Raw genomic sequence first — 15,623 nt, 5'->3', positions numbered from 1 at the left:
TGCCCAGCCTTGCCTCAGAAGCCATTGATAGAGCTACCGATCTTGACTTCGGGGCACATAAGAAAACGGGGCACAAAAGGTCCACAACCACCCTTCCGGTGATCCCACGCCATCCGAGGCGGATATCACCATGACGAAGGAAATCCAGAAGGGCTGCAAGTATCTCGGCCTGACTTTGCATGACCACATCATCGTGGGTGGGGGCCAAGAGCTTTCGCTGCGGGGTTTGGGCAAGATGTGACCCGTCCTCCGGATCAACACCTTCCGTCGCCCCTTCGAGGAAGAGGGCGGCGGTTTGGTCTTTGACGCTTGAGGCGGGGAGAGAGGCTTCCCGCACCGTCGGAGATATTTCCCATGTTCGACCTTTCCTTTCCGGCCCTATCGACCTCGTTTCCGGCTGACGTCATGCCGGTCATCGCGCACAGCACATTTGACCCCGCGCTGCCCTTTTCCCTGACGCTGCCTGATCGCAACCCTGCGGCTGCGATGTCGGGAGAGGCGCGTCCTCGGATCATCGGCCATTTTACGACGCTGGCCGAAGCCATGCGGGGCGCGATCAAAATGGCGGAAGAACTGGAGCCTGATGCCGGACCGCGCATGGTTGCGGTCCTTGACCGCGATGAGCGTCTTGTCCTTGCCGGTGCCGCAGCGAATGGCGCCGTCGCTTGGTGCGCCCCTGTCATGACCGCCGCCGAGGCCCGGGTCGTGGTTATGGAAGCAAGCCAGCTTCGGGCGCAGGCAAGCCGCGCGGCGGACTGGCTAGAAAGCGATCTCGCAACCCGCCTGCGGCAGCGTGCCGATCTCTTGGAGGCTCGCCTCGTGGATCCACTCTGGCGCGCCTTTGCTGCCCGCACACTGCAGATCGCTGCATGACCCCAGAGAGGCAGAGGAGGGCAGGGGGCTTTTGTGAGCTTCGCCGGGGCAAGAGATCGCCCGGCGGGCTCCAATCCTTTCCCCTTCTTCGGAGACCTCCATGACCCACGTTGAACCCACCCTCCCGGCGCCGATGCTGTCGTCGACGATCGACTTCGCCTCGGTGTTCGCGGCGCAGACCGAACAAGCCGCCCGCGAGGCCGAACTGCGTCCGGCCAACAAAGATCGCCTGTTCGATGCCCTGACTGCCGCCGGCACTTCCCATGTTACGGTCACCTTCGATGGCGAGGGCGACAGCGGCCAGATTGAAAGCATCGCGGCATGGGCGGGGGAGACAGCTGTCGATTTCCCTGCCGTAGAAATTCCCTACGCCGCCATCACCTGGGACAGTACCGAAGTCGAGATGCGGCAGCTTTCGCTCGAAGATGTTGTCGAACAGCTCGCCTATGATTTCCTCAGCGACACCCATGGCGGTTGGGAAAACAACGACGGCGCTTATGGCGAGTTCTGCTTCGACGCCTGCGCCCGCTGCATCCATCTCGAGTTCAACGAACGGTTCACGTCGTCCGAACTCTTCACCCATGATTTCTGAGGGGGCGGCGATGGCACATCCGTATCACCATGCGCTCTCCTCGGTGAAAAAATGGGGCGGCACGGTCGACGACTTCATGGCAGTGCATTCGTGGTTTGACGCCAGCAAAATTCTGCACGCGGACTTTCGGCATCGGGCGCTGCGCCACCATGCCTTATCCTGACTCTATGGAAGCGTCTTATTCCTGTGCATGGTGCGGGTTATGCGGGGCCTTGGGATTGAGAGATGAGCCAGCCTCGGCCCGCTCTCCATCAAAAGGGCCGTAGGGACGGGGCTGGCGGCGTTTCGGTTTTAGGGCGACTGGAATCGCGGGCGTTGTTTGCTGGACGCGAACGCCTTTGGAGGATGGATGACGCAGCTTTATTTTACCGACGGATCGGCGCTGCGCGCGCCGGTTTCGGTCGAAGGCGTTGCGGTCGATCTGACAGGGGTCGCTAGCAAGATCGGTCTGATGGATGGCATGCCGTTCTTTCTGGATCGGGACGGAAGCTACTTGCATGACGTGAACCGGTTCTTTCGCGCCTGTCCGACCATGGGGGTGCGTTCGCGGCACAGTTTGCGTGCCTACGCCCATGACATTTTCGTCTGGATTAGGTTTTTGGAAGAACGGCGTGGTGGCAAGCAGCTTTGGCGTGTCGACTACAACGATGTCATCGCGTTTCACCATGCACGGCGTTTGTCCGATGCACCGTTCCAGATTTCGGCACCCAGTTGGAATAGGGCGATCGCGGCGCTCGACAAACTGTATCGGTGGGCGCTCGAAGAGGGACTGATCGCATCCTCGCCGTTTCGATACGACCTATCTTTTCGCCATGGGCAAGGGCGGGGAGCGCCGAAGGTGGTCGAGGGCAACAGGGCGCGAGAACGTGCCGCGCGCCCGCATGACATGCAATTCGTTGATCTCGGGCGCTACCTCGTATTTCGGGATATCGGCCTGAAGGGTAGATTGCCGGACGGGTCCGAGGACCCAGCCTGGCGAGGCCGCAATGGGGAGCGGAATGCCGTGTTCGCGGAACTGCTCATTACGACGGGGATGCGCCTCGGCGAGGCGGGAAGCCTGATTATTGACGAACTGCCTCGGTTGACCTCCGACAGCCCGCGGATACTTCCTTTCGATCTTCCGGGCGTGATCACCAAAGGCGAACGCCCGCGACGCATCCGGTTGCCTCGTCGGGTGCTCAAACTGATCGAGGATTACAGCGATATCGAGCGCCAGATCGCCTTGGCAAAGACCCCGCCTCATCCGGCCGTCCCGCTCGTATTGTCATCCGATGGCCGCAACGCCGTCGATGGCAGTGGCCGACGCATCGCCCTGACCAGGCTCCGTCCGCAAGATCGCCAACGGCTGCTGCGATCGCCGGACGGGAGGGCTGAACACGTGTCGCTCTGGCTCACCGAACGCGGCCAGCCCGTGTCGTCGGGCACTTGGGAGGTGGCATTTCGCAGGGCAAGCCAGCGGTGCCGGGCTTTCGGCCTCGATATCACCGTCACGCCGCACATGCTGCGGCACACTTTTGCGGTCAACATGCTGTCGATGCTGATCCGTGAACAGGTTGGCGCGATCTTCAACCCGACCGATGCGCACGGCGCCGCCTATCGCCAGATGCTCGGCGATCCGCTCCGCCATCTCCAACACCTCCTCGGCCACGCGAACATCACCAGCACCTACATCTATCTCGACAGTCTTGCCGAGGCGCAGGAACTCGTCGATGCAGCGGCGGACCGCTGGACTGCCGAACTCATGGCAGACGACCGATGAGCGGCAAATCCAGCGTCTCACAGCCCCGGCCGGGGCGACGAGCGAGCTTTCCCGAACACCTTCCCGATCCAGGTCCCGCGGCGGCCGTTGCCGTCGCTGCCCGCCGTTTCGAGATTGTGCTGGCCGGACGGATGGCAACGATGGATCTGACGCGTTTGTCCGGCCGGTCTTCGCTTGCGCGTTCCTTCACTCAGGCACTCTGGCAGGCGTGTCAGGTCGGGGGCCCGGCCGGAACCGTCCGCACCGCCACGTCTTTGGCCGAAGCGGTCTATCGGTTCTGGCGCTATCTCGATGCGACAGGCTCGCCCCTGCAGGCTCTGGTCGAGATGGACGTCGCCGTCATTGATGGGTTCGACGCCTGGATGGAGGAGAGCGGGCTTCATCCCAACCATCGCCTCCATCTGATGGGCGACGTGGTGGGCCTGCTGCGGTTGGCGGACGCGGGAGAACCAGGACGCCTTTCGGAAGAGGCCACACGCCGATTGTTCTATGTAAGCATGCGCCCGGGTGTTCCACCGCGCCCGCGCGATGCCTACAGTGACCATGTCGCGGTGGCCCTGAAGGCAGCCGCGCGTGCCGATGTTGCCGCGATCATGCAGCGGTTTCGGTCAGCGCCCGTGCGGAAGTGCGAGACACGCATCGATCGGTTGGAGATCGACGCCTTCGCCGAGATCGATCGTGTCGGGTTCATTACCTGCAAGAGTTTTCTCTTCCGCCAACTCTACGCGGCACGGGACTTTGCGGGGTTTTCCAATGAGGGGCTGAGCGACAGGATGCATGGCACGCGGCATCTGCTCTTGGGCGATCTGGTTGCCCTGTTCATCCTGCTGTCGCTGGAGACCGGCCTCGAGATAGAGGCGATCAAGTCGCTGCGTGCCGATTGTCTGAAGAACCCTTCCAGCGGATATGTCGAGATCGAGTATTGCAAGCGCCGCGCCCGCCATGCCGAGTGGAAGCGGCTCCGGGTTCGTGATGGAGGGTCGGGCACGCCGGGCGGTCTCTTGCGCCTTGCCATTCAATGGACAGCGACCGCGCGCCGCCATCTCGGGAGCGAACAGCTTTTCACGTATTTCTGTCGCGGCCGCCTGACCGATGTCGTGCTACCGATGCAGTCGACCAGAAAGATCTGGGTCAGAGGTCACGGGCTGCAAGGTGATGACGGGAAGACGTTGAAGCTCTGCCTCTCGCGTTTGCGCAAGACGCACAAGGCTGCGTGGTATCGTAAGACCGGCGGTCAACTGCGCCGGTTCGCGGTCGGTCATACTGTCGAGGTCGCGGCGAACCACTATGCGGACATTCCGACCCTGCGACCGATCCACGAGGCGACCATCGCCGAGGCGATGATGGACGCCGTCGAAGATGCGTTGCGGCCCACCGTGCTGACGCCGGAAGCCGAGGCGGCAGTCCTGGCCGCTCCTCCGGCACAGACAGGTTTGCCGGAGAGCATGGCAACCGATGTTCCGGCCTTGCTGTCCGGCAAACAGGACGTGTGGCTGGCAAGCTGTTCCGGCTTCTACAGCAGCCCGTTTGCCGCTGCGGGCGAGGCTTGCCCTGTATCGTTTTGGGGCTGCCTCGAATGCCGCAACGGCGTCATCACCACCCGCAAGCTGCCCGCCCTGATGGCGTTTCTGGATTTCGTTGTGGACCAGCGCAAGGTTCTGTCGAAAGCAGAGTGGCAGTTGAAGTTCGGACGGGCCCACCACAGGATCGCCGCGCAGATATTGCCGCAATTCTCAGAGGCAGATATCGAGACTGCGCGTTCGCTCGTCGCCGGTCAGCCGCCACAGATCTATCTTCCTCCGGAGGCGGGTCTGGCATGAGAGCAAAACCGGTCATCACGACCGCAAGGCCATCGCTGCCATCGGCAATTCATGCCGACGACGCCGACATTCTCGCGGGCAGATCGCTCAGACCCGGAACGGACCGCTCAACGCTGCCCCGCTTCGGGGACGATCTCTGGGACCTCGGTCCAGCGATGTTTCGAACGAATGCGCGCCCCTCCTGTTTTCGGCTGAATTTCGGCACCTTCGAGGATACCGCGCTTCGGCGATTGGCAAAAGAGTATGTGCTCGCCCGCCTTTCCGCCCCGCTTCGGAGCTACCGGGCTCCATGCAGCCCCTCCACCGCCATAGGCACCTTGTCATTCGTACGTCATTTCGGGGAGTTCTTGCGCGAACGCACTGGCTCAGTAGAACTGGGACGCGTCGATCAGCGATTTCTGGACGCTTATTTGGCGCATGTGCGGGCAGACCCGTCGCGCTCATCGCAACAGGTCCGCCTCTATATCGATGTTCCCATTGACCTCCATCATTTCGGGCCCTGGGTGACTGGGGGCGGCATTCCCTTCCTGCCTTGGCGTGGGCGCACGGCAAGCAATGTCAGCGGCCGGAGCCGGACGAGTGCTGAGAATACGACACCCCGTATCCCTGAGCCGGTCATCGGCGCGCTGCTCCATTGGTCGATGCGGTACGTCGATGTCTACGCCCCCGATATTCTTGCGGCGCGAGAAGAGTTGGACAGCCTTGAAGCGCGTTGCGCCCGAATTGTCGCCGACGATGGCAGTCAGGGCCGCCACGAGCGGTATCGCTACCGCCTGCGCGCTTGGCTCGAGGCGCGCAGGGCGAAAGGGCGGGGTGTGCCGCTTTGGGACCGTCGCCCAAACACCACTCGTGGCATTCCCGATACCGCCGAAGGCAAAGCTTATAATTTCAGGCTGATGTGCCTGCAGATCGGCTGCCCTCGAACCGGGAATCTCAGCAGATCCAGCGCGACTGTCGGGATGCTGGAACAGATGGTGGGCGAGTTGGGAACCGAGGTCGGCGGCATGGATACCCCTATCAGCCTCGACCCCGATACCGGTTTGCCGTGGCGGGAGCGTTTTGACACGGACAGCTTGCCGCATGAAGAACAAATGCTGCAGGCGGCTTGCTACATCGTCTGCGCATATCTGACGGGGATGCGCGACAGCGAGTTGCAGGACATGGAGCCGGGCTGCGTTTCGGTTGAACGCAGTGCCGATAACCTGATCGAGCGTTATCGGGTACGCAGCACCGTCTATAAGCACCGCGAGGCGGCGGGTGTTTCCGCCGATTGGATCACTATCGCGCCGGTCGCCCGAGCGGTCGATGCTTTGGAAGTCCTGTCACGGCGCGCACGCGGCGATCGCGACCTGCGATCTCTTTGGGTCTCGTTGAAGCCTTGGGACTGGACGGCGGACTATCTGGCCTCGCAGGCGGCGCCGATCATCAAGATGTTTCGCGACGGTCTGGATACGCGCGTCCCAAACCCGCCTGCCATTCCACATGTCGACGGACACCCCTGGCATTTCACCACCCGACAGTTCCGGCGCACCATCGCATGGTACATCGCGAACCGCCCCTTCGGAGTGATCGCCGGAAAGATCCAGTACAAGCATGCCTCCGTGGCGATGTTCGAGGGCTATGCCGGCGCGCCGCACGGCGATTTTCGCCGGGCGGTCGAGCAGGAACGGGCGCTTGGCCAACTGGACGATGTCGTCGCCTATTATGATGCCTACCTGCAGGGCGACGAGCCCGGTGGGCCAGCATCGTCCCGTCTCAAGCAGGAGTTCGACCACGTCCGGGATACCCTCGGTGATCTGCCCGGGAGCGTCCTCGACCAGAAACGCCTGCGAACGATGCTAGCGCATCTTGGAAAGCCGCTGCATGTCGGATTTCTGAACGATTGCTTCTTTGATCCCGCCAGCGCCCTCTGCCTGCGGCCCGACGACAAGCCGGTGGCTCCGGTAATTTCGCGTTGCAGCCCGGACCGCTGCCCCAATTCCTGTCTGACTACGCGTCATGTTGCACCTTGGCGGGCCTCGATCGACGAGGGGGAGCGCCTGCTTCAGGGCAACACCCTGTCTGCGTTTCAGAAGGTGGCCATCACTCAGGACAATGATCGAAAACGCCGACTGATCGCGCACTTGGAGGACCCAAAGGTATGACACAGCCCGTCAGTCAGAAGACCGAAGACGCTTTGCGCGTCGCTATGAAGCGCCTGCTCGATGGAACCTCCGTCCATACCGACGGGCGCCTCAACGTCGCCAATCTCGCGCGCGAGGCCGGTGTCAGCCGGGCTACGGCCAACCGGGCCACAGCCGTTCTCGCGGAATTCCGTGTGGCTGAGGCAAGGTTTCGGTCGGGTTCGGTCGCGGGATTGAAGTCCCGCATCCGCGAACTCGAAGCTGAGCTGCGGGCCGCACGCGGTGGTGAGTTGGCCGAGTTGCGCGCGACCGTGCGGACATTGGCACAACAAATCCAGATCCTCGCGCTACAGGGCGAAGAGCAACGCCGCCTGATTGCGGTTCTGGAAGAGCAGATCGCGCGGGCTGACCCGAAAGTCCTGCCGTTCAGGCCGCCCTCCCAGGGCGGTGCTTGAGGCGTCGAAACCGAAGAGGAAGAGGAAAGTGAGGTGGGGGTGAAACAGGGATAAGAAGAGAGGGAGCCCCCAATGAACTGTCTCACCGATGCCACTCAAGAAAACCCCAATGACGGCAAGAGGTTTTCCAGAAGAGACGGATTGACTGTCCAGATAACATGCCGAGGGCATCTTCATGGCCGTTACATGGACAGACAAGTGTAAAGGTGCAGGGATCTTAGGTAGGAACAGGCCGACCGCCGCGCTCCCCAAAAAGCTAGCGGTGGTCGGCCTGTTCCGTGTCCGGGACTGTATTTCATTCCAATTCCTCGCCGAGGTCGGTCAGGAGTTGTTCAACTCTTCTTGCGACGGCGCAGTGACGTTCGACTTCGCGCGACCAAGAACGAGCACGCGCGTCGTCAGCCAGAGACAGTTCCAATCGACGTCGTTCGCGCAACCGTGGCGCATAGCACGGCGTCGTTACGAAACGAGAACAGCTCAGGTAAAGGTCGCATTCGCACGGGCCCTCCGAGGGCAACCTCAGACAATGCCCGAGTTCCAGCGCAGTTTTGAGGAAGTTGCTGCGCAGCCAGTCGACCGCGCTTTCGCCAAGATTTCCGGATCGAATTACTTCCGCTCCTGCACCCGCAATCATGACGCCTGGTTCCAGAACGGACTGGTAGTCGCGCAGCACCTCCGCGTCGCTGATCCGTGCATATACCATCGTCATCTGAGGGCTTTCGTGGCCGAGGACGCTCATGATCGTGTGAAGCTTTGCACCGCGTTCTGCGAGTTCGGTTCCGAGCGTGTGGCGGAACCGGTGCATGGTCACGGTTGGCCTGTCTCGGGCGTCGACCAAGCCAGTGGCAGCACACACCCGCTTCAATGGCGCACCAAAGAGATGGCGTCCGCTCATCAGTTTTCCGCGCCAGACGAACACGAACCGGACGAGATCGCCTGTCCGTTCGTCGGGCAGCATTCGGTCTGCGACCTTAGCGCGGAGACCCAGCACAACCCGAAGGGCCTCTGCGGCCTCATCATGCAGTGGGATTTGGCGCTCACGGGCGGTCTTACCGACGGGCAGCCGAAGGCGCGCGGTGCCATCGGCGTATTGGTCGAGGCAGTCCACAGATAGGCGCTGAATTTCGCTGCGGCGCGCACCTGACCACCTAGCGAGGAGCATAGCTGCGCGCTGGAACGGATCGGAAAGCGCCCGGATTTCATCCATCAGCCGTTCGAGCTCAGCACGAGGGATGTATCGGGGAATTCGGTCGGGTACGCGTGGCAGATCGCGCTTTGCCACGAGCGGCCATCGCGGCACTTCAGTCCACGCCCAGTCCTCGGCATCCTTGAAGAATTGCGCCAGCCGGACAACGCGTCCCCTCTGAGAATTCGCAGTGAGTGGCCGCCCGGTCTTTGGCGACAACTCGGTTTTCATCGCGTTCATCCAACTGACGATGTGCTGATGCTTTACCTGCCCAAAGGTGCGCACTTCTGGTGCCGTTTTGGCCAAATGCTGCAGAAATCGGCGGGCAGTAAGCGCGTGATGGTACAGGGTAACCGGTCGCAGAGCTGGAGCACGGCGCACAAGCCATTCATCGATCAATGCGCCCATTTCAGGTTGTGCCGCCTTCAAATCCGCCGATGGCATGATCTTTCGCGGCGGGTCGTCGACTTGCCCGCGGTGATAGAGTGCCAAGCGCAGCTGGCCGATCATCGTAATCCAAGCTTTGGAGACCAGACGATACCGGTCGCTCGAGGTCCAGTAGGCACCAAGATCTGATCTATCGCCGAACATCCGAACGGCGACGAGGAGCTCATTGATGTCGTTCTGACGCAAAGCGCTGACCAGTTGGGGTCCCTGGTGAAGGGCGAGACGCCCGAGCGTCCACCGCATTGCTCGATCAGCACCCGCATAGACGAGACCTAGGTCTTTCGCCTCGCGCGCAAGTCTCTCGACACCGAGATCGATATCCAACAGCCGTGCCACGTCGTGAACGCAAAGGTCGCCGACGGCGAGCAGCCACGGATAATCCAAGCGAAGATGCCCTTGCAGCGCCAGATAGTACAGATATGCGCGTGCGAAATAGGAGGGTCGATCCTGAAGGGTAGCTCTGGTTTGCCCGTTGATCCGACCGACACGAACTGCGAGCGGCGCGGCCAGCCATTCTTCAATGTCTGGCCAGGCCTCGACGAATTGCTTGCGTTGACTTCGGCGTTGTTGGACGAACTGCTTCGTCGGATAGCAGCGTTGTAGAAAAGCGTCGTATTCATCGGCCGAACAGTGGCTGCTGCGAAAAAGAGATGGGGCATCGATCGAACGTGCCTGCATCGCTGCCGCGGAGACTGGGCCCCGCATCACTTTGCGCCTTCCGCAGGGTCCTGCACCTTCTCGTCTGGAAGGCCGAGGGCACGGCGATATTCGGCGACAACAATCGGATCGGAAACCCGGGTGTAAACGCGGGTTGCTTCTGGCGATGCATGACCAAGCCTTCGCTGAAGCGTCAGCTCGCGCATCCCGGCCTCCCACATCTTTGTTGCATGTGTATGGCGCAGGGCATGTGGGGTCACCCATGGTTTACGTATGTTCGCACGATCGCACGCCCTCGCAAAAAGCTTGGCCAGCGCGGCGTAGGAAAGTGGCTCATGCCTGCGTGGGCCACTGCCACCGACCAGAAACAGGAAGGGACTGTCTGTGTCCTGTGGTCGTTCGGTCATGACATATCCGCTGACTGACTGCAGCGTTGCCGTTTCATGCAAATCGACGACGCGCTCAGATCGTGACTTGCTCCGAACGCCGCGCGGGTGATCGAAACGCACCCTGACGGTCACCCGTCGCCTGCCATATGCGATGTCGGCGAGGTGCAAGCCAAGCACCTCACCTGGTCGCAGACCGCCGTCGAGCATCAAGCGAATGATTGCCAGATCGCGGCGCGTTCGCAGCTGCGCGATCAGCGCGTCGACCTGCTCATCCGCCATCGGGCGGGGCAAACGATGGATCTGCCGCAACCGCACCGGGCTCCGTAAGGCCGACTGCGAGGTGACGCCAGTCAGGAACGGTCGATGGCGTTCAGCGACATGTGCGGCAGCGCGATCATGAATTCGGGTGATCGGGTTTGGGCCAGCAAAACGATCAGTGAACCGCGCCCATTCGAAGAATGAAGAAACCGCTGCAAGCACCCGGTTGATCGTCGCCGTGCTGAGCCGAGCAGATCGTTCTCCATCGGTCGCGGCCAACGACGGGTACGGCCCGGTGCCGCGGCGACGGCTCGGCTTGCTGCGCAGATGGATCAGCAAGTCAACCGCGCGCGCCGGTGTCAGCGCACGCCAATCCCACCCCTGTTCATCAAGAAAGGAAAGAAGATGCGAAAGATCGTGCTGATAAGCGCGCGCGGTGTTGGGAGAACATCCCGACCCATTCAGGTACGTCACGAACGCGGCGATGGTTGCGGCGAACGAAGATGGATCAGGGCCTGCGCCTTCAAGCTTTGCATCCACCATGGCGCATCTCCGACTGAGTCTAAATCGCCTGCCACGATACGCCCGAAGTCGGTTTTGACCGACTCTGTCTATATAATGGCCGAGACGATTTTTGGGGCGACCCTCACCCTCTCGACCGGGCGCATCATTCCGACCCGATGGGTCGGCGAGCAGCATGTGAAGGAAGACCTCGGCTTCATCCCGAGCTTCGCCGATTGGGTGAAGGCCATCCGGCCCGAGCCTTGGATGGGCCGGGCCGAGCGTATCGAAGCGCTGGTCGATCCGCATCTTGCCTCGCCCGTGGTCGAGGTCGCCTGACATGACTGACCCGGCCTATCAGCGGCTCGGCTTGCCAGTGACGGCCTCGCCCTATGCCGTCCTGCGGGCGGCAGTCCGGGCGCTCCACCCCGACACGCGCGCCGTTCGCGGCTTCCGGGCCGCGCGCAAGCGTTTCTACAGGCAGATGCTCTGCGCGCATGCCGCGCGACAGGCGGCGGGCGACAGTTCCATAGGCTGATCGCCCCGAACCACCCTTCATCCCAGTCGAGTGCCCGGCCTCTCGGCCGGGTCTTCCCCATTCAGGAGGTCCCCATGGCGGATTACTTCACCCATTTCTCGTGCCTGCTCGATGTCGGCACCCCCGACAAGGCGGCCCGCGCGCTCGCCCTGTTCCAGAGCTTGCACGAAGCCGATCAGGCTGCCGAGGACCCGGAGGTCGCAGGTTTCGACCTCGTGCGCCAAGACGCGCCCGAGGGCAGCACCCTCTGGATCCATGACGACGAGCACGGCGATGTCGAGGCCGTCATCCGCTTCGTGCTGCGCCTGGCAGACGAACTCGACCTCACCGGCCTCTGGGGCTTCCAGTATGCCCTGACCTGCTCCCGGCCTCGCCTCGACGCCTTCGGCGGCGGCGCGCATGTCGTCGATCTTGGCGCGCGGAAATCCGTCGGCTGGACCAGCAGCCAGGAATGGCTCGCCGACGCGCTGAACGGGGAGGACGTCGATGCCTGAGGTCATCTGCACCACCGTCTACCAGTTCTCCGAGCTTTCGGAAGCGGCCAAGGAAAAAGCGCGTAGCTGGTATCGCGAGCTCGGCCCCCACGACGATTGGTGGGACGCGGTCTACGAGGATTTCGAAAGGGTCTGCGAGATCCTCGGCGTCCGCTTTAAGACCACGCCCGTCCGCCTGATGGGCGGTGGGACGCGGGCCAAGCCCTGCATCTGGTTCTCCGGCTTCTGCAGCCAGGGCGACGGAGCGTCGTTCGAAGGGTATCTCAGCCACGCCAAGGGCGCGGCCGCGCGCATCCGGGACTACGCCCCGACCGATGCGACGCTGCACGGCATCGCCGACCGGCTGCAGGCCATCCAGCGGCGTAACTTCTACCAGCTCGCTGCCGAGGTCAGCCACCGCGGCCGCTACTACCACGAATACACCATGGCCGTTGACGTCACGCGGGACAGCCCGACCTGGCAGCCGCCCACTGAGGACGCCGAGGAGATCGTGACCGAGGCGCTGCGTGATCTGGCCCGCTGGCTCTACCGCCAGCTTGAGGCTGAATACGACCACCTCACCTCGGACGAGGCCATCGAGGAGGGGATCATCGTGAACGAGTACACCTTCACCGAAGGAGGTCGCCGCTTCGGGTGAGACCGCACGGTTGAAAACTGTCAGAAACTAGCGCATTTTTCTGACAAAGGAGCGATTATGGAGCGCTTAACCGAGAGCATTATGAAGGTCGCGATGACGTTGCCGGAGGGGGTGCCCTTGGCAGCGAAGGGGCTCCTGCACCTCAGCTCGCGCGCGGCGGTCGATCAGACGCTGTCGCGTCTGGCCGCGCGCGGCGAGTTGATCCGGGCGGGACGCGGCATCTACATGCGCCCGGTCCAGACACGCTTTGGGCCGCGCAGTCCGTCCACTGAACAGGCGATTGAAGCGCTCGCTGTGCAGCGGGGCGAGACGATCGTGCCGAGCGGTGCTGCCGCAGCAAACGCTTTGGGCCTGACCACGCAGGTGCCGGTTAAGTCGATTTACCTCACCTCGGGACGAAGCCGTGTGCTCAACCTTGGCCGGCAGGCAGTTGAACTGCGTCATGCGCCGCGCTGGCAGTTGGCCCTTGGGAGCAAGACCTCGGGCCAGGCCGTCCGTGCGCTGGCATGGCTCGGGCCGGATGAGGCTCCCAAGGCCCTGCAAATCCTGCGATCCAAGCTCACGGAAGCGGCCAAGACAGAACTGGTGTTTGCTGCGCCGCAGTTCCCGACTTGGCTGGCACGATTGGTTGGAGAGATGGTCCATGGCTGAGGCATTCCTGCGCCTCAGCGGCAAGGACCGGCTGGATGCTCTTGGCGTCGCAGCCGACCGGCTTGGCCGGCCGTCTGCGACCGGTCAGCCTGCTCGCGCGATCGCTTCGACCAGGACTGCCTTCGTTGCTCCCTGTGCATTGCCCTGAAGAATCTGAAATCCCTCTGACACCAACAACTTGCCTGTGATGGCATCAACCAGCGCAGGATTCATTTTCTCGGTTACCGCGAGCGCTTCCCGGCAAGCATCAGGAAATCTGGAGCAGGCTTCAACGACGTAGTCGGTGCCCATCGCCTGGGCGACGGCGGCGATGTCGAACATATCCCGGGGCTGGAGGTGTGAACCGCGGAAGACTACCTTCTTGGCCAGGATTTCGGCTGGCGTCTCGAGTTTGACGCGTCGTCCGCGGATTTCGGAAATGACATACGGTTCTTGGGTGACTGGGGCGCAGCAGATGAAGTCGATCTCCCCGACGCCATTGAACACGATCTTCAAGGCGCGCGTGCCATCGGTCTCATAGTCGCTCGGTTCGAGTGCGAGATTGTATCCTTGCGTCTCAGGGTTCAAATACGGGAGGTACTGGGCATCGTCGATGAAGAGGTCGATGTCGTGGCTTTCGCGATGCTTGATTTGGAGCATGAGAGCCGTTCCGCCCCCAAAGCTCCAGTTCGTCATGCCGATACCCTGACCGTTGGCTTGGTCAACGATCGCTACAGCCGCGTCAAAAAGCTCGGGCCAGCGGCTTGGCTGCGGGACGTTCATTCAGATCGCGAGCGGGAGCTTGTATCCGGCGAGCTCGGAGAATTTTTTGGCGACCACGATGACTGCGTCCTTGCTGACACCCATCTCGTCGATAAACGACTGCTGCAGTTTGGGCGACACTTCGGACAGGAAGGTGAACACGCTGCAATCGAAGGCATCGACGCTCTTGCTGTCGGCGATCTTTTCGGCCAGCTGGGTAGCCGTCACCAGCACGCCGTAGGGCGCGCTGACTGTCGACATCACTTTCGCTGCGACCGAGGCCATTGCATCATCTCTGTGAGGTAACTCCTCACGTAATGTAGTCGATGGGCCTCAACAAAGCAATAAAGCCCCGCTTCACCCGGGCCTCATAGGTCTCACGCGCCACTGTCGGCCTCCGGTTTCACGAAATTTTCCGGCACCATGATCCGATAGCGCGGGTGGATCTTGCCGCCTTGAACCAAGGCTCGGTCGCCGCTGCCGAGATCAAATGTCTGCGGGTCGATCCTTTTGCGCCAAGGATGATCGTGACGGTCGGCGAAGACGAAGAACAGGCGCTTGACCTTGATCTTGCGGCAGGCCTGCAGGAGGTCGGAAAGCAGTTTCGGGCGTAGAGTTGTCAGGCTCTGGAAAACCATGTCGAGCGTGTGGAAGCTTTCATGGTCGGGCAACTCGTCCATGGCCTCCAGGATCGCGCGTTCCGGCGTCGACATCGTGAGACCCCAGTCCCATGGCTGGCCGGTCGTTTTGCCCTCGATCAAGCCCAGTTTCGGCTCGGCAAACAGGGATCGGGAGCGGGTTGTGATCGTGGCGTCCGTCGGCAGTTTCGCCAGCCAGTTCGGGATGTTTTCCCCATAGACCCAGACCGGACCGCTTTCGCCGAGGCGCAGATAGTGGGCATGCCCCTGTTCGCCGAGCGCCGTGGTGCCGCCGACATGCAGGTCATGACCCATGATATGCTGCGTGGAAAGGATGCAGGTCTTCCAGTCGATGCTGTTCGATGTCGGCGTGGCTGCGGTGCCGGGGAGCGGACGGCGGAAGACGCCTCGGGTGATGCGGTCCAGCCAGCCGCGCTTCACATAGTCACGGAAACTCTCATAGGCGATGCCTTGGGAGACGAGCCATGCGGCATCGACCAGATACCCGGCGGGCACGGCATCGAGCAGTTTCTTCAGATTCTGTGATCTTGCGGCGTCCATGATGCCTAAATTGACAGATTTGCAATGGGGCGGCTACAGGTTTCTTTGATGAGGATACTTTTCCAGCGTTATGGACGCTCCAACATCACCATTTCCAAAGAACTGAGGGGCTAGCCCCAAGTGGAGGAAGATCTGAAGACGCTGGGTCAAGAGACGACTACGACTTGCGGTGGTTGCCGAAGGTCGCAGCGGTGTACCTCCCGGCGTTCCGTCGGGACCAGGCCTTGGTCCTTCGGACAGGAGTTTGACCGAGGCTGATGTCCCGAAGGGCTAATCTGCCAACCTATAGGTTGGCAACGACGC

At 62.0% G+C, this 15,623-nt stretch carries 16 protein-coding genes and 2 pseudogenes; 13 read left to right on the top strand and 5 right to left on the bottom strand.

The features are described from left to right. Nucleotides 1-91: 91 nt before the first annotated feature. The 8 genes and pseudogenes from VR71_RS07745 to VR71_RS07710 form a co-directional block, all read left to right on the top strand. Nucleotides 92-241 (top strand): annotated as a pseudogene (locus tag VR71_RS07745) (JAB domain-containing protein); the annotation flags it as partial. Nucleotides 242-354: 113 nt separating this feature from the next. Next, entirely contained in the window at nucleotides 355-873 is a 519-nt protein-coding gene (locus VR71_RS07740; protein WP_296430067.1) for a DNA repair protein RadC, read from the top strand. A gap of 100 nt (nucleotides 874-973) precedes the next feature. Next, the gene (locus tag VR71_RS07735; RefSeq protein ID WP_045682662.1) at nucleotides 974-1,465 is read left to right on the top strand and encodes a DUF6878 family protein; all 492 of its coding nucleotides are present in this window, start codon (nucleotides 974-976) and stop codon (nucleotides 1,463-1,465) included. A 10-nt stretch (nucleotides 1,466-1,475) separates the two neighbouring features. Next, nucleotides 1,476-1,628 carry a hypothetical protein gene (locus VR71_RS07730; protein WP_296430088.1) on the top strand — a complete coding sequence of 51 codons (153 nt, stop codon included), beginning with the start codon at nucleotides 1,476-1,478 and terminating at the stop codon, nucleotides 1,626-1,628. 186 nt (nucleotides 1,629-1,814) lie between these two features. After that, nucleotides 1,815-3,224, top strand: a complete 1,410-nt coding sequence (locus tag VR71_RS07725; RefSeq protein WP_045682660.1) for a tyrosine-type recombinase/integrase — start codon at nucleotides 1,815-1,817, stop codon at nucleotides 3,222-3,224. After that, a complete protein-coding gene (locus VR71_RS07720; RefSeq protein WP_045682658.1) occupies nucleotides 3,221-5,044 on the top strand; it encodes a hypothetical protein in 1,824 nt (607 codons plus the stop codon). The genes VR71_RS07725 and VR71_RS07720 overlap by 4 nt, the downstream gene beginning before the upstream one ends. Further along, on the top strand, nucleotides 5,041-7,188 hold the full coding sequence (locus VR71_RS07715) for a hypothetical protein (RefSeq protein ID WP_296430064.1): 2,148 nt from the start codon (nucleotides 5,041-5,043) through the stop codon (nucleotides 7,186-7,188). Before VR71_RS07720 ends, VR71_RS07715 begins: the two co-directional genes overlap by 4 nt. Then, nucleotides 7,185-7,622, top strand: coding sequence for a hypothetical protein (locus VR71_RS07710; RefSeq protein WP_045682656.1), 438 nt, complete (start codon nucleotides 7,185-7,187; stop codon nucleotides 7,620-7,622). The genes VR71_RS07715 and VR71_RS07710 overlap by 4 nt, the downstream gene beginning before the upstream one ends. 295 nt (nucleotides 7,623-7,917) lie before the next feature. Here VR71_RS07710 and VR71_RS24790 read toward each other — a convergent pair whose 3' ends face one another. Beyond that, nucleotides 7,918-9,960 carry a tyrosine-type recombinase/integrase gene (locus VR71_RS24790; protein ID WP_296430062.1) on the bottom strand — a complete coding sequence of 681 codons (2,043 nt, stop codon included), beginning with the start codon at nucleotides 9,958-9,960 and terminating at the stop codon, nucleotides 7,918-7,920. Beyond that, the gene (locus VR71_RS07700) at nucleotides 9,960-11,102 is read right to left on the bottom strand and encodes a tyrosine-type recombinase/integrase (protein ID WP_045682654.1); all 1,143 of its coding nucleotides are present in this window, start codon (nucleotides 11,100-11,102) and stop codon (nucleotides 9,960-9,962) included. Before VR71_RS07700 ends, VR71_RS24790 begins: the two co-directional genes overlap by 1 nt. Nucleotides 11,103-11,177: 75 nt before the next feature. Between VR71_RS07700 and VR71_RS07695 the strand changes: the two are divergent. From VR71_RS07695 to VR71_RS07675, 5 genes and pseudogenes are all read left to right on the top strand, one after another. Continuing rightward, a pseudogene (locus VR71_RS07695) lies at nucleotides 11,178-11,399 on the top strand (hypothetical protein); the annotation flags it as partial. A gap of 1 nt (nucleotide 11,400) precedes the next feature. Then, nucleotides 11,401-11,598, top strand: coding sequence for a hypothetical protein (locus tag VR71_RS07690; RefSeq protein WP_045682652.1), 198 nt, complete (start codon nucleotides 11,401-11,403; stop codon nucleotides 11,596-11,598). A gap of 74 nt (nucleotides 11,599-11,672) precedes the next feature. Then, nucleotides 11,673-12,092, top strand: a complete 420-nt coding sequence (locus tag VR71_RS07685) for a hypothetical protein (protein ID WP_045682649.1) — start codon at nucleotides 11,673-11,675, stop codon at nucleotides 12,090-12,092. Further along, nucleotides 12,085-12,729 carry a hypothetical protein gene (locus tag VR71_RS07680; protein WP_045682647.1) on the top strand — a complete coding sequence of 215 codons (645 nt, stop codon included), beginning with the start codon at nucleotides 12,085-12,087 and terminating at the stop codon, nucleotides 12,727-12,729. Before VR71_RS07685 ends, VR71_RS07680 begins: the two co-directional genes overlap by 8 nt. A gap of 57 nt (nucleotides 12,730-12,786) precedes the next feature. Further along, nucleotides 12,787-13,380, top strand: coding sequence for a DUF6088 family protein (locus VR71_RS07675; protein ID WP_045682645.1), 594 nt, complete (start codon nucleotides 12,787-12,789; stop codon nucleotides 13,378-13,380). An 84-nt stretch (nucleotides 13,381-13,464) separates the two neighbouring features. Here the strand turns inward: VR71_RS07675 and VR71_RS07670 are convergent, their stop codons facing one another. The 3 genes from VR71_RS07670 to VR71_RS07660 form a co-directional block, all read right to left on the bottom strand. Continuing rightward, complete coding sequence (locus VR71_RS07670; RefSeq protein ID WP_045682644.1) at nucleotides 13,465-14,142, bottom strand: nucleotidyl transferase AbiEii/AbiGii toxin family protein; 678 nt, start codon at nucleotides 14,140-14,142, stop codon at nucleotides 13,465-13,467. Next, complete coding sequence (locus tag VR71_RS07665) at nucleotides 14,143-14,406, bottom strand: hypothetical protein (RefSeq protein ID WP_045682642.1); 264 nt, start codon at nucleotides 14,404-14,406, stop codon at nucleotides 14,143-14,145. A gap of 92 nt (nucleotides 14,407-14,498) precedes the next feature. Further along, on the bottom strand, nucleotides 14,499-15,320 hold the full coding sequence (locus VR71_RS07660) for a type IV toxin-antitoxin system AbiEi family antitoxin (RefSeq protein ID WP_045682640.1): 822 nt from the start codon (nucleotides 15,318-15,320) through the stop codon (nucleotides 14,499-14,501). Between the last annotated feature and the right edge of the window lie 303 nt (nucleotides 15,321-15,623).

It is taken from the genome of Roseovarius sp. BRH_c41 (assembly GCF_000961715.1).
Taxonomy (GTDB): domain Bacteria; phylum Pseudomonadota; class Alphaproteobacteria; order Rhodobacterales; family Rhodobacteraceae; genus Roseovarius.
The sequence above is the reverse complement of the archived record's forward strand: the minus strand, read 5'-3'. Positions and strand labels throughout refer to the sequence as shown.